Source organism: Rhizobium sp. WW_1 (assembly GCF_003610155.1).
GTDB classification, from domain to species: Bacteria; Pseudomonadota; Alphaproteobacteria; order Rhizobiales; family Rhizobiaceae; genus Rhizobium; species Rhizobium tropici_A.
Map to the genome: position 1 here is coordinate 267,867 of NZ_RAIN01000005.1, position 13,193 is coordinate 281,059.

General features: G+C 59.2%; 12 protein-coding genes. 9 read left to right on the top strand and 3 right to left on the bottom strand.

From position 1 onward, the window contains the following. The first annotated feature begins 163 nt into the window (after positions 1-163). Both BJ928_RS16975 and gstA read left to right on the top strand, forming a co-directional pair. On the top strand, positions 164-766 hold the full coding sequence (locus BJ928_RS16975; RefSeq protein WP_082011846.1) for a TetR/AcrR family transcriptional regulator: 603 nt from the start codon (positions 164-166) through the stop codon (positions 764-766). A 103-nt stretch (positions 767-869) separates the two neighbouring features. Next, positions 870-1,487, top strand: coding sequence for a glutathione transferase GstA (gene gstA, locus BJ928_RS16980; protein WP_047631289.1), 618 nt, complete (start codon positions 870-872; stop codon positions 1,485-1,487). A gap of 17 nt (positions 1,488-1,504) precedes the next feature. On the opposite strand, the gene BJ928_RS16985 is transcribed toward gstA, so the two are convergent. Further along, positions 1,505-2,422 (bottom strand): LysR family transcriptional regulator, encoded by a 918-nt coding sequence (locus BJ928_RS16985; RefSeq protein ID WP_047631287.1) that lies wholly within the window; start codon positions 2,420-2,422, stop codon positions 1,505-1,507. A gap of 416 nt (positions 2,423-2,838) precedes the next feature. Between BJ928_RS16985 and BJ928_RS16990 the strand changes: the two genes are divergently transcribed. Both BJ928_RS16990 and pdhA read left to right on the top strand, forming a co-directional pair. Then, positions 2,839-3,156: a multidrug efflux SMR transporter gene (locus tag BJ928_RS16990; protein ID WP_047631285.1), complete on the top strand. Its 318-nt coding sequence runs from the start codon at positions 2,839-2,841 to the stop codon at positions 3,154-3,156. Positions 3,157-3,196: 40 nt separating this feature from the next. Further along, complete coding sequence (gene pdhA / locus BJ928_RS16995; RefSeq protein ID WP_047631284.1) at positions 3,197-4,186, top strand: pyruvate dehydrogenase (acetyl-transferring) E1 component subunit alpha; 990 nt, start codon at positions 3,197-3,199, stop codon at positions 4,184-4,186. A 613-nt stretch (positions 4,187-4,799) separates the two neighbouring features. Here the strand turns inward: pdhA and BJ928_RS17000 are convergent. Beyond that, on the bottom strand, positions 4,800-5,693 hold the full coding sequence (locus BJ928_RS17000; RefSeq protein WP_047631282.1) for a LysR family transcriptional regulator: 894 nt from the start codon (positions 5,691-5,693) through the stop codon (positions 4,800-4,802). 156 nt (positions 5,694-5,849) lie between these two features. Here BJ928_RS17000 and BJ928_RS17005 point away from each other — a divergent pair, with 156 nt between their 5' ends. Both BJ928_RS17005 and BJ928_RS17010 read left to right on the top strand, forming a co-directional pair. After that, the gene (locus BJ928_RS17005; RefSeq protein ID WP_047631280.1) at positions 5,850-6,866 is read left to right on the top strand and encodes a zinc-dependent alcohol dehydrogenase family protein; all 1,017 of its coding nucleotides are present in this window, start codon (positions 5,850-5,852) and stop codon (positions 6,864-6,866) included. A 165-nt stretch (positions 6,867-7,031) separates the two neighbouring features. Then, entirely contained in the window at positions 7,032-8,207 is a 1,176-nt protein-coding gene (locus tag BJ928_RS17010) for an MFS transporter (protein WP_047631278.1), read from the top strand. Between the two features lie 150 nt (positions 8,208-8,357). Here BJ928_RS17010 and BJ928_RS17015 read toward each other — a convergent pair whose 3' ends face one another. Then, positions 8,358-8,999 (bottom strand): GntR family transcriptional regulator, encoded by a 642-nt coding sequence (locus BJ928_RS17015; RefSeq protein ID WP_047631277.1) that lies wholly within the window; start codon positions 8,997-8,999, stop codon positions 8,358-8,360. Between the two features lie 178 nt (positions 9,000-9,177). Between BJ928_RS17015 and BJ928_RS17020 the strand changes: the two genes are divergently transcribed. The 3 genes from BJ928_RS17020 to BJ928_RS17030 all read left to right on the top strand — a co-directional run bounded on the left by BJ928_RS17020 (position 9,178) and on the right by BJ928_RS17030 (position 13,187). Then, the gene (locus tag BJ928_RS17020) at positions 9,178-10,602 is read left to right on the top strand and encodes a M20 family metallopeptidase (RefSeq protein ID WP_047631275.1); all 1,425 of its coding nucleotides are present in this window, start codon (positions 9,178-9,180) and stop codon (positions 10,600-10,602) included. After that, positions 10,595-12,271, top strand: a complete 1,677-nt coding sequence (locus BJ928_RS17025) for a M28 family peptidase (protein WP_047631274.1) — start codon at positions 10,595-10,597, stop codon at positions 12,269-12,271. Before BJ928_RS17020 ends, BJ928_RS17025 begins: the two co-directional genes overlap by 8 nt. 61 nt (positions 12,272-12,332) lie before the next feature. Continuing rightward, entirely contained in the window at positions 12,333-13,187 is an 855-nt protein-coding gene (locus BJ928_RS17030; protein WP_047631272.1) for a transporter substrate-binding domain-containing protein, read from the top strand. The last annotated feature ends 6 nt before the right edge of the window (positions 13,188-13,193 follow it).

The following is a 13,193-nucleotide window of genomic DNA, read 5'->3' on the forward strand; positions in this document are numbered from 1 at the left end:
CATATTCTGTCTAACGGATGATCTTATCCCGCGTCTCGCATCGCCTGGTTGTCGTGTGGCAAGCTCCGCTTGCCGGCTTCCAAGCGGCTCCGTCGGCTGGGTCGCGTATGCTCTTTGCGCAACTGAGAGATTGAAACAACGGTATCGGCACTGGCACAAGGAAATGCGACAAGGAGAAACTCGGACGAAAATCAGAAAACGCGCGCAGATTTTGGCTGCTGCCGAGCGCGTGTTTTTCACACACGGCTATGATCGTACCTCGGTCAACGAACTGAGGCGGGAAGCGGGCGTCTCCAAAGGAACAATCTATGCCTATTTCGACAGCAAGGAGGCGTTGTTTCGCGCCCTTTGCGATGAGATCCACGACCGCGTCTTCGTAGGGCTCATCAACACACATCCGACCGAAGAAAGCGACCGGGAATGGCTGCTTCGCTTTGGAATAGCCTTTGCCTGCCTGATGACTGGCGAGCCCGCCATTGCTGCCGGCAGAACCGTCATTGCGGTCGCGGATCGTATGTCTGAGCTGTGTGAGGCGTTCTTCGAAAGCGGGTTTCAAAGAGGCCTTGCTATCCTCACCCAATTTCTATCCGATCGCGAAACCATCCCCGGCCTCGATGTGCCGCATGCCGCCCGCTCGCTGCTCGAACTATTCTTGAGCGGCATCCATCGCGAACGCCTTCTCGGTCTGATGAGCGAACAGGATGCTCATGCGCAGGTGCCAGAGACCGTTGCACGCGCCATTGCGATCGCTTGCCGTCGTACCTAGCACTTTGCGAAGCGACAACACGCGCTTGCCAGTTTCCAATCAGGTTTTTGTTTCCAAAGCGCCTATCCTGTCGGCACGAAAAACATCCGCAGGAGACGTTGGAATGAAACTCTATTACGCGCCCGGAGTGTGCTCGATGGCTGCCCACATCGTTGCCGTGGAGGCGGGCATTCCTCTCCATCTCGCAAAGGTGGATATTGGCAGCGAACCGCACCGCCTCGAGGATGGCCGTGATCTGAAGGCTGTCAGTGCAAAGGGTGTAGTGCCTGTGCTGGAACTCGACAATGGTGAGGTGTTGACCGAAGGCGTTGCGATCCTGCTGTATCTGGCCGATCAGAAACCGGAAGCGATGCTGGCGCCTGCCAAGGACAGTTTCGAGCGCTATCGTCTGCAGGAATGGCTGACCTTCATCAGCTCCGAGCTGCACAAGACCTTCAGCCCCTGGCTTTTCCATCCCGAATATGGCGTTCAGGCTGCGGATGTTGCCAGGGAAAGATTGCGGGAGCGTTTTCAAGTCCTGGAAGCTCATCTTGCCAAGCAGGACTATCTTGTCGGCGGTCGCTTCAGTGTTGCGGATGCCTATTGCTTCACCATCATGAACTGGTCCAGGGGACGGGGCATCGATCTCAGCCCCTGGCCACATCTGGCTCCTTATCTGTCGCGGATCGGCGAGCGTCCCGGTGTACATGCGGCACTGGTTGCAGAGGGTTTGCGCAAATAACGAGGCTGCTCATTCTCCTAGTCGACCGTAACCGGAGATCTGACATGTTCTCCCTCCAGCAGCGCGCGGCGTGCAAGCAGGCCGCCGCCGACATGATCGAAGAAAGCCCGCACGCGTGCCGTGTTGCGTAGATCCTTGTGCGTAATCAGCCATAGTTCCCGGGTGAGTTCCTCCAATGGGTCCTGAACTCGCTCGATGTCAGGCTCGAGATCGCCGAGATAACAAGGCAGGAGCGCCAGTCCCAGGCCGGCCTTCACAGCCATGAGCTGATTGATGAGGCTGCTTGAGCGATATGCGAAGGCGCGGGATGAGATATTGTCCGTCAGCCACTTCGATGCCGCCGCGACGGCACCGCTGTCCCAGCCGATTACGGAATGGCTGGAAAGCGAGGCAATGTCGGTGGGGCGCCCCCGATCCGCGAGATAGAGGCTGCTGCCGTAGAAGGTCCAGGGCGTCGACGCGATCTTGCGTCCGAACAGCTCGCCCTCATGAGGGCGCGTCGCTCGAATAGCGATGTCGGCTTCGCGACGGAGGAGATCGAGCTGTCTGTTATCGACCAGTAGCTCAAGTTCGATGCCATCATGCTCGCGACGAAAGCCGGCGAGCACCTCGTTGAGAATGCGGTATGCCAAAGTCTCGGACGAGGTGATCCTGAGCTTACCCGACAGGCGTGTGTCCTGGCCGGTGATCGAACGGTCGAGTGCCAGGATCTCCGCTTCGAGCCGCTCGGCAGCCATGACCATCTGCAGGCCGGCTTCGGTCGGAACATACTGGCTTAACGTTCGATCGAACAACTGTACTCCTCTGCGCTTTTCCAGGGCGTTCAGCCAGCGGAAAATCGTCGAGTGATCGTGGCCCAGATCTTTTGCCGCGCCAACAAGCGATCCCGCTCTCCCGATCGCCAGCACAATCCTGAATTCGTTCCAGTCGCTCACTCTTGTTACCTCGCAAATCTGATTGGTAATCCGATATGCCATATTGCAAATCGGAAAGATCAATGTCGCTCGACGCCCCACGTCGTGCAGTTTCGCAATATAGTATAGGTTCTAAACTGCGGGGTTTGTATTGCAAACGCGCAAGGCTGCCTTTCCGGTTTGCAAGGCTGCAAGCGATGAGAGGGGTGTCACGTCTGGTGACAGCACGGCCGCACTGGATTGCCGTCGTGCAAAGGCATGTGGAAGCGCGATCATCACCATTGCCAGTCGGAAATATTGGCTTGCCAAACGACAACGGGTCTTTCGCCCACGGCACTCCTATCATTCAGTCCCGTGCCCAAGTCGACGCAATCCTGTTTTGCGGGGGCATTGCAAGATGAGACGATGAAGGAATGGGGACGCGTATGGGAACGAGTATGGCTTGGACGCTGCTGATCCTCTCCGGCCTGCTCGACGTGTGCTGGGCGATCAGCGTGAAGATGGCCGACGGCTATAGCCGATTGGCTTGGTCCATCCTGTCCTTCGGCCTGCTCGCCGCCTTTATCTACGCCCTCGGCAAAGCGCTCCAGGTGCTGCCGATAGGCACTGCCTATGCGGTCTGGACCGGTATCGGCGCGATAGGATCGATCGCCGTCGGTATCGTGATGTTCCGCGAACCCGCGACCTTCGCCCGGCTTTTCTGGATCGCGGTCACCCTAAGCGGGATCGTCGGTCTCAAGCTCTCAAGCGCTTGAGCTTTGGCGCCGCTGCTAATCTCAATATGAAGGAAATGCCATGGCCAAGCTGAATGCCGATCCGAATTTCGTTTTTTCGAAGGCTGAAGAATTAAAAGCCTTTCGCGACATGCTATTGATACGCCGCTTCGAGGAGCGCTGCGGCCAAATGTATGGGGAAGGCCTGATTGCCGGCTTCTGCCATCTCTATATCGGTCAGGAGGCCGTAGTTGTCGGCATGCAGATGACGATCGGCGAGGGCGACCAGGTTATCACCGCCTATCGTGATCACGGTCATGCCTTGATGGCGGGCATGGCTCCCAAAGCCGTGCTGGCTGAACTGACCGGCCGCATGGCGGGGGCTTCAAAGGGCAAGGGTGGCTCCATGCATATCTTTGCACCGGGGCAGGGCTTTTACGGTGGCCACGGCATTGTCGGCGCGCAGGCGTCTCTCGGTACGGGTCTTGCCTTCGCCAACAAATACCGCGGCAATGACCGCGTCTGCCTGACTTATTTCGGCGACGGGGCATCCAACCAGGGCCAGGTCTACGAGAGCTTCAACATGGCGAAGATCTGGGACCTGCCTGTCATCTACGTCATCGAAAACAATCACTACGGCATGGGGACAAGCATCGAGCGCGCTTCGGCAAATCTCAATCTTTCACAGCGCGGCCTGTCTTTCAACATTCCGGGCGAGCAGGTCGATGCCATGGATGTCCGCGCCGTGCGAGCCGCCGGCGCCAAGGCTGTAGAATATGCACGATCCGGCAAGGGACCGTTCATCCTCGAAATGCTGACCTACCGTTATCGCGGACATTCGATGTCCGATCCCGCGAAATACCGCCCGCGCGAGGAGGTGGAAAAGGTCAAGAACGAGCACGATCCGATCAATCGTTCCCGTGCCCGCATCCTTGAAGATGGACATGCGACAGAGGCTGACATCAAGCTGATCGAAATGGAGATCAAGGAGATTGTCGCGGAGGCAGTCGATTTTGCCAAGGCCAATCCAGTGCCAGACGCTTCGGAACTCCATACCGACGTCTACGCATAAGGGGGTAGGCGGATGACATCTGATGAAGATCTCAGGCAACTGTTCGATGGCTTCGGAGAAAACCCGACGTCGCCTTGGTCGGGGTTCGGCCATCTCATGAAGCGTTGATTCCGGCCGCTATAGACGTCTGCGGGTACTTGCGATTTGCAGGCGTCGAACCGCATCGATTGGTTGTTGCGTATGCGAAGAGCATATTCGAAGTTTTGCAGAAGCCGTACCCTTTGCCGGACAACAACAAGGGCACTGATCGCCTGGCCGCAGCTATGAGAGGAAGCCTATTGGCTGGCGACGGGCCACTATCTTTCAAGAGCGCAAGCCGGAGCAGGAAATAGCTTGGCGATATGAAGAGATCCCTGTCGAGAAAGCAAGAATGGCACCCGAACTGCCGACAGTCATTGGGTTCAATCGCTTTCACTGATCACGATACTCGGAACTGAGAGACGTGCCCTTGTTGGAACAGTAAGATTGCGTTTGGCCCGGCATCTGCCTGTGCAGTGCACGACTTGGTCGTCAGTGGGCTTGAGCCGTAACCACTGTATGGTGCGTTGCTGTCGTTATGCACGAGCGAGATCAGTGGCGGATCGTCCGCATTTTGATAACGGTGCACCTGGCCTCAGCTTCTTTCCCGAAGGGCATCTATGACGACTGAGAAGGCGCGAAGGTTCTGTCGGCGGCTGGGATAATAAAGGTAGTAGCCGGCAAATTTCGGACACCAGTCGTCGAGGACGAGTTGAAGCCGTCCCGCCTCCAGATGATCCTCGACATAGCTTTCCGGAACGTAGGCGATCCCATGTCCGTCAAGGGCAGCCGATATCATCTCACGGTCGGTATTCAAGGTGAGCTGACCCTCGACTCTGACCCGGATCTCCTCTCCGTCCTTCTCGAATTCCCAGGCGTAAAGACCGCCGATGCGGTCAAGGCGTCGACGAATACAGTTGTGACGCATCAACTCCTGAGGCGTCAGCGGTACGGGGCGGGCTTTGAAGTATGCTGGAGAGCCGACCGCCACCAGCCTCCAGTCGGGGCCAATGCGCACTGCTATCATGTCCTTCTCGAGGCTTTCGCCAAGTCTGACACCAGCATCGAACCCGTCTTCGACAATGTTGCGGAAGCTGCCATCGACGCTGAGTTCGAACTTGATGTCGGGATAATCGGAAAGGATGGACGACAATTTCGGCCAAACGACACTTTCCATTGCGTGGTTGGAAAGCGTGATCTTGACGGTTCCGGCCGGTCGCTCCCGATAGACGGTCAAGGCTTCGATGTCCGCTTCGATCTCGGCGATACGAGGCGACAGGGACTGTTGCAGGCGCTCGCCAGCCTCGGTCAGTCCGACGCTTCTCGTCGTGCGCGTAAGCAGGCGCATGCCCAGACGTTCTTCAAGCTTCTTCACCGTGTGGCTCAGCGTCGACTGGGATGTGCCCAGCTTCGCGGCGGCCTTTGTGAAGCTTCGTTCCTCGGCGACGGCCAGGAACACCAGCAGTTCGTTGAAGTTTTCCCGTGGCATAACCTCGTCCTACCCTAAAATCGCAGGGCATATTAATATCAATTTTCGATAGGTTCATGCAAATTACCCTATCTAATCCGATTTATCTGGTGATGCTATCTGATCTCCCGATCACGAAACAGACAGGCGCAACGCGCCCCGACGGGAGACCATGCCATGCTCGGAACAGTCCTTCATGCCCCCGGCGACATTCGTTGCGAAGAAGTCCCGGACCCGAAGATCCTCAAGCCGACCGATGCCATCATCAAGCTCTCTGCATCCTGTGTCTGCGGCTCCGACCTCTGGCCGTATCGTGGCATCCAGGCGGTGACTGAGCCGCAGCATATGGGGCACGAATATTGCGGCGTCGTCGTGGAAGTAGGCAGCGAGGTGAAGACGATCCGGCCGGGCCAGTTCGTCGTTGGCTCGTTTTGTCTTTCGGACAACACGTGCCCGCATTGCCAGTTTGGCTTTCAGTCGTCTTGCGAACATCGTGAGTTCATGTCCGCGGCCCAGGCTCCCTATGCACGGATCGCGCTGGCCGACGGAACTCTGGTCGCAACCGGCACCATGCCATCGGACGATTTGATCCCGAGCCTTCTTGCGGCCTCGGACGTTCTGGGCACGGGTTGGTATGCAGCGGACGCTGCACGCATTACTTCGGGATGCACGGCGGTCGTGGTCGGCGACGGCGCTGTCGGTCTCATGGGTGTGTTGTCCGCCAAGCAGATGGGTGCTGGACGCATCATCGCCATGAGTCGCCACAAGCAACGTCAGGAACTTGCCCTCGAATATGGCGCAACCGACATCGTCACCGAGCGCGGCGATGCAGGCGTGGCGAAGATCAAGGAACTGACTGGAGGGGTTGGTGCTGATTCCGTTCTTGAATGTGTCGGTACGCAGGAATCCATGCTGCAAGCGATCAATAGCGCCCGACCCGGCGGCTCGATCGGCTATGTCGGCGTCCCGCATGGCGTTGAACTCGACGGGCAGATGCTGTTCTTCCAACAGAAGAACCTGCTCGGCGGCCCGGCTCCCGTACGTCGCTTTCTCCCCCATCTCGTCGATCTCATCATGACCCGGCAAATCAATCCTGGAAGGGTCTTCGATCTCGAGGTTCCGCTTGCTGACGTCGCGCATGGCTACAAGGCCATGGATGAGCGAAGCGCCATCAAGACACTGCTGAGGATGTGAGGAGCAGGCTACAAGGAAGAGACCTTTATCCTTCCAGCCGCTGACGTCTTGATCGCCTGCGGCGACATTACGCGCGCGCTTCGCGCACAATCCGGGCGGCGCCTCCGTCCCATCGAGACTATCCCTTGAACAGCTCGTTTTGAGCAATTTTTTTGGACAATCGATATGGAAACCACCTATGACCGCGCCGTCGAGCGTGCGGCCAGCCCATGGGCTGCAATCATCTGTTTGACGCTGATGACCTTCACTCTCGTCGCTTCAGAATTCTTGCCCGTCAGCCTGCTGACCCCGATCGCCGAAGAGCTTGGCATTACCGCGGGTCAGGCGGGCCAGGCGATCTCCGTTTCCGGGTTTTTCGCAGTCGTCACCAGCCTGTTCAGCAACATGCTGCTGTGGCGGCTGGATCGCCGGACAGTGGTCTTGTCCTATACGATCGTCATGGTGGTCTCCGGCCTGGCGATCACCTTTGCGCCCAACTATCTCGTTTTCATGCTCGGCCGCGCGCTGATCGGCGTTGCGATCGGCGGTTTCTGGTCCTTGTCCACCTCCATCGTTGCGCGTATTGCTGCCGAACAAGACGTTCCGAAGGCGCTTGCGATGCTGCAGGGCGGAACGGCTCTGGCGACGGTCATCGCTCAGCCGCTGGGAAGTTTCCTCGGCGGATTGGTAGGCTGGCGCGGTGCCTTCTTCATCGTCGTTCCGGTAGGCATCATCGCCTTCGCCTGGCAACTCCTTTCCCTGCCGCGGATGCCCGGCGGTTCAAAGAGCGCCGGTAGCGGTCCCCTCGGACTGCTGCGGGACCGCATCTTTGCAATCAGCATGGCTGCCATGTCCTTCTTCTTCATGGGCCAGTTCGCGCTATCGACCTATCTTCGGCCGGTCCTTGGTGATGTGACAGGGCTCGATGTTAATGAACTCTCGGTCGTTCTACTCGGCATCGGCTTGTTCGGCCTGCTCGGTACCTCCTTGATCGGCTTCCTGTTGCGAGCGCATCTGGACGCCGTCCTCGTCGGGTTCCCGGCGGCACTTGCCGCGGTCGCCCTGCTGCTCATTCCTTTGGCGCCGTCAGGTGTTGCGGTTGGTGTACTTCTCTGCCTGTTCGGGCTCTTCGCCACGCCCATTCCTGTGGCCTGGAATACGTGGATGACGCGCACTATCCCTGACCAGCTTGAAGCAGGCGGTGGACTGCTGGTGGCGCTGATCCAGGCGGCAATCACCGCGGGAGCTTTCACAGGTGGGATGCTGTTCGACGGCGTCGGTTGGTGGAGTCCCTTCACCTATAGCGGTATTCTGTTTCTGGCCGCGGCCATCATTCCCGTCATCGCAAGACAAACCCGCTGAAGTGGAGCGGTTGTCCGGATCGGGGCAGGGAGCCACGCATTGGCAATTGGCCTTGTGGCGCGAGACTGGACCACGAGCCCTTGCTGGCGCTCGGCGATCGAAAAGCCCCGCCGGGCGCCTCTTCCAGTATGCAGCAGCGGTCGATCTCAGCTACGCCTGCAGGATATGCCTGCGGGTTAGCTCCTTGAGCATACCGACATCGCGCTTTTCTATCGCGTCTATCATCTGTTGGTGTTCGCGGCCGGACTGCTCGATGCGGGCTCGGGTGCGCCATTGCGATACCGGTGCCGACGAGGTGCGTTGCCGGATTTCGGTGATGAGATCGACAAGTTCCTGATTTCCTGCAAGCACCAGCAGATAACGATGAAAGGCGAGGTTGGCTTCATAGAGTTCGAGCATGGTGCCGTTGAGCACCAGATCGTCGAAGCGTAAGGCAAGGGTCCGCAAATTGGTGATATCCGCATCGCGGGCATTGTCCACGATGCGGTCGCTGACCGCCACTTCGAGGATCACGCGGATGTCACTCACTTCCTGCGCACGGCGACCGTCCTGTTCGTGCACATGGTAGCCGCGATTGGGAATATGTTCGGCAAGTCGCTTCTGCACGAGGCGGTCGAGCGCGCGACGCACCTGCGGCCGCGTACAGTTGTAGCGGCGTTCAAGATCGATCTGCTTCAGCCATGTCCCAGGCGGCAGCCTACCTGCAAGTATGTCCTGGAGAATGAGCTCGGTCACGTCGGGCGCTTCCCTCTCTTGTGTCCGCGCTGTCGCTTCGGCTTCCAGCGAGTTCATGCAGCTCTCCCAGACCTTCCTAAGTTGGCGATGACTATCATAGGTCCGCATTTTTCAACAACGAGGTGCGGTATCGCTGCCGAAAAAATATCCATGCTCATCTCTTGCGCATCCGTTTTTATTGGCACATAAATTGGTACCAATTTAGTATCCATTATATGAGGCGGTTGGCAAGTCCATGCAAAATTCCGATGCGGTCTGGAACATCGTCGAAAAGAAGAGTGCGGAGTTCTTCGCACTCAGCGATCGGATCTGGGACATTCCGGAAACGAATTACCAGGAATACCGATCCGCCGAAGAACATGCTCAGATGCTTGAGAGCCAGGGGTTTCGCGTCGAGCGCGGCATCGCCGGCCTGCCGACGGCCGTGATGGGCGAGGCGGGCGAGGATGGCCCTGTCATCGCGATCCTCGGCGAGTTCGATGCGCTGCCGGGATTGAGCCAGGAAGCAGGTGTTGCGCAAGAGCGGCCGCTGGTCGACGGCGGCAATGGCCATGGCTGCGGCCATAACATGCTGGGTGCCGGCTCGATGCTTGCCGCAGCCGCGGTCAAGGACTTCTTGGCGGAAAACGGCTTGAAGGGCAGGGTGCGCTACTATGGCTGTCCGGCCGAGGAAGGCGGTTCCTCCAAGGGCTTTATGGTCAGATCCGGCGTGTTCGACGATGTCGACATCGCGATATCCTGGCATCCGGCTGCTTTTGCCGGCGTCAACAATCCCATCTCGCTTGCCTGCAACGAGATCAACTTTCATTTTTCAGGCCGTGCCTCGCACGCCTCGGCCACACCTCATCTCGGCCGCAGCGCGCTTGATGCGGTCGAGCTCATGAATGTCGGCGTCAACTACATGCGCGAGCACATGCCGTCGACGGCGCGCATCCACTATGCTGTCACCGATTCCGGCGGCGCGGCCCCGAATGTGGTGCAGGCGCGCGCCACCGTGCGCTATCTCGTGCGGGCACGTACGCTGCCGGAGCTTCTCTTGCTGGTCGCCCGCGTCAAGAAGGTTGCCGATGGCGCAGCCCTGATGACGGAGACCACGGTTCGCAGCGAGATCATCAGCGGCGATGCCAATCTTGTCGGCAATACGCCGCTTGAGGAATGCATGTTTTCGCAGCTCGATCGGCTCGGACCGCCGGTGTTCGACGATGCAGATCGCGAGACCGCGCGGAAGTTCCAGCAGACGTTCAGTGCAGAGGACATAGCCGCTTCCTACGGCCGATTCGCATTGAAGCCGAAGAAGGGTCAGGCGCTCTGCGAAGAGATCTTTCCGTTGAATGCCGGCGACGGCACGCTGGTCGGCTCAACGGACGTCGGAACGGTCAGCTGGGTCGTTCCGACCGTGCAGATGCGTGGCGCCACCTATGCGATCGGCACGCCCGGCCACTCCTGGCAGCTCGTTGCGCAGGGCAAGCTGCCCGTTGCTCACAAGGGCACCGAGCATGCCGCCAAGGTGATGGCGAGCACGGCGGCCGAGTTGATTCGCAATCCCGCGCTCATCGCCTCTGCCAAGGAAGATCACAAGGCACGGCTTGAGGGTACGCCCTTCGTCAATCCGATCCCGGACGATGTCCAGCCGCCGCTGCCGGAGAAGGGCAATGGCTGAGGCCGCTCTGACGCCCGATCGCGCGCGCCTGATGGCGCATATCGACGAATTCGCGCGCCGTGTAAAGCTGTCGGGAACGGCCGAGGAGCTGGAAAGCTTCCGCTATCTCCAAGCTCAAATGGATGGCTTTGGCTATCGCACCCAGCTTCTGTCGCATGACGCCTTTATCAGCTTGCCGGGTGCCGCCAGGGTCGAAATCGATGGCGAGAACCTTCGTTGCATCACCCATTCCATGTCGGTCTCGACACCTTCCGAGGGAGTGACCGGCGACCTTATCCATGTTGGCGAGGGAACCGAAGCCGATTTCGCGGGCAAGGATGTCATCGGCAAGATCGTCCTGGTCGATGGTATCGCGACTGAGGAAGTGGCCGCTCTTGCGAGCGCTTCCGGCGCGCTCGGTGCGCTTCATATCAGCCCGAACGAACATCTTTACGAGATGTGCGTCTCGCCGGTTTGGGGCAGTCCGTCGCAGCACACGCGCCACAAATTGCCGACGACGGCCATCTGCTCGATTGCCAAGGATGACGGCGACCGGCTGCGAGAAAGGCTTGCACACGGGGAAACCGTGGCCGCAACACTTTGCGCGGAAGTCGATACGGGCTGGCGCAAGACGCCGCTGCTTGTTGCCGACCTTCAGCCGAAGGGTGACGATGTGCCGTTCGTGTTGTTCTCCGGCCATCACGATACCTGGCATTTCGGGGTCATGGACAATGGCGGCGCCAACGCCACGATGCTGGAGGCGGGACGCCTGCTTGCTCTTCGCAGCCAAGAGTGGCGGCGGGGCTTGCGCATATGCTTCTGGTCCGGTCATTCGCATGGCCGCTATTCCGGCTCGGCTTGGTATGCGGATGAGTATTTCGACGAACTCGAGCGCCGCTGCGCCGTCCATGTGAATGTCGACTCTACCGGTGGCGAGGGCGCGACCGTCCTCACCAATTCCGGCGTGATCGACGAACTCAGGCCCCTGGCTGCAGATGTGATCGAGCGCGTGACCGGACAGAAGCATGCGGGCAGGCGTCATGGCCGCGCTGCCGATCAATCCTTCTGGGGCGTCGGCATCCCCTCGATGTTCGGCAGCCTCAGCCATCAGCCGCCCGGCCCCGTCAAGATGCTGACGGCGCTTGGATGGTGGTGGCACACGCCGCACGATACTGCGGAGCACATCGATCCGGACAATCTGTGCCGCGACACGGAGATTGTTCTCGAGGTCCTCTGGCGGCTGTTGGCGTCGCCTGTCCTACCACTCGACTACACTGAATATGCCACCTCCCTCGGCGAGCAGATCGACCAATTGCAGGCGGCGCTTGCTGGCCGCCTCGATATCTCTGGCTTGTCCCAGGCCGTCAATGACTTGCGCGTCAACGCAACTTCGCTTTTGCAGTTAAGAGACCCTTCGCCGGAAAGAGCGGCGCGCATCGACGCCTCGCTCATGCGCACGGGGCGGCATCTCGTGCCGCTGAACTACACGAGCGGCGAACGCTTCCATCCCGATTCCGCGCTCCCCCACGTTGCCTGGCCATCCCTGGAAGGGCTGCGCGCTCTGGCAAGACTGGGCGAGGGCGCGCTGGATACGGCCTTTTATGTCGTACACGCGCGTCAGGTGAGAAACCGTGTCACGCACGCGTTGCGCGAAGCCAATGCGGCCTTGCGGGCGGCTCTGGAGGACTGACGCTCAGCAAATACCGAATATGACAAAAGGCCGTTCAAGCGGTCGTAAAAAGGGAACGAACATGAAAAATAGAACAATGCTTGCCGCCGTATTCGGCGCGATCGCCTTCCTTGTTCCGCTGACCGCCGGCGCCAAGGACTGGACCCATGTCAAGGTTGGCATCGAAGGCGCCTTCCCCCCGTGGAACATGATGGATTCGAGCGGTAAGCTTGCAGGGTTCGACGTCGATCTCATCAATGATCTCTGCAGGCGCACCAAGGTCGATTGCGAGCTGATAGCCGGCGAATGGAATGCGATGATCCCAAGCCTGAACGCCGGAAAATTCGATCTGGTAATGACGCTCGGCATCAATGAGAAGCGCAAGCAGGTGGTCGATTTCACCGTGCCTTATGCGAGCGGTGTCGCAAGCTTCCTGCTCGTGAAGGATGGATCGGTTTCGCCTTTGCCGATGACGGGCGAGCGCCTGAACCTGAACGACAAGGCGAAGGCGGATCCGGTGATGGCGGAGATCGGCAAGGCTTTGAAGAGCAAGACGGTCGGTGTCGTCCAGTCGACCAGCCAGGAGCAATTGATCAATTCCTATTTCGGATCCGATGTGACGGTGCGCGCCTACAAGAGCTCCGGAGAGCGTGATCTCGACCTGAAGGCGGGCCGCATCGATGCCGGCTTCGACAGCGGCGTCTACGAAACCTCCGTGCTCGGCAAACCCGGCAACGACGACCTGATGATGTCGGGTCCCATGGTGAAGGGTGCGATGCTGGCAACGGAAGTCGCGCTCGGCATGCGCAAGGGCGAAACCGATCTGAAGGCGAAATTCGACGGTGCCATCAAGCAGGCGGCCAAGGACGGCACGATCAAGCAGCTCTCCGAAAAATGGAGCAAGATCGACCTCACGCCGACCTTCGATGCCAATTGAGCGCTC

What these genes read in the sequence shown, in the direction of transcription:
- gstA (WP_047631289.1), top strand. Translation starts at nt 870, where the DNA reads ATGAAACTCTATTACGCGCCCGGAGTGTGCTCGATGGCTGCCCACATC.
- BJ928_RS16975 (WP_082011846.1), top strand. Translation starts at nt 164, where the DNA reads ATGCGACAAGGAGAAACTCGGACGAAAATCAGAAAACGCGCGCAGATT.
- pdhA (WP_047631284.1), top strand. Translation starts at nt 3,197, where the DNA reads ATGGCCAAGCTGAATGCCGATCCGAATTTCGTTTTTTCGAAGGCTGAA.
- BJ928_RS17010 (WP_047631278.1), top strand. Translation starts at nt 7,032, where the DNA reads ATGGAAACCACCTATGACCGCGCCGTCGAGCGTGCGGCCAGCCCATGG.
- BJ928_RS17015 (WP_047631277.1), bottom strand. Translation starts at nt 8,999, where the DNA reads ATGAACTCGCTGGAAGCCGAAGCGACAGCGCGGACACAAGAGAGGGAA.
- BJ928_RS17005 (WP_047631280.1), top strand. Translation starts at nt 5,850, where the DNA reads ATGCTCGGAACAGTCCTTCATGCCCCCGGCGACATTCGTTGCGAAGAA.
- BJ928_RS17030 (WP_047631272.1), top strand. Translation starts at nt 12,333, where the DNA reads ATGAAAAATAGAACAATGCTTGCCGCCGTATTCGGCGCGATCGCCTTC.
- BJ928_RS17020 (WP_047631275.1), top strand. Translation starts at nt 9,178, where the DNA reads ATGCAAAATTCCGATGCGGTCTGGAACATCGTCGAAAAGAAGAGTGCG.
- BJ928_RS16990 (WP_047631285.1), top strand. Translation starts at nt 2,839, where the DNA reads ATGGCTTGGACGCTGCTGATCCTCTCCGGCCTGCTCGACGTGTGCTGG.
- BJ928_RS17000 (WP_047631282.1), bottom strand. Translation starts at nt 5,693, where the DNA reads ATGCCACGGGAAAACTTCAACGAACTGCTGGTGTTCCTGGCCGTCGCC.
- BJ928_RS17025 (WP_047631274.1), top strand. Translation starts at nt 10,595, where the DNA reads ATGGCTGAGGCCGCTCTGACGCCCGATCGCGCGCGCCTGATGGCGCAT.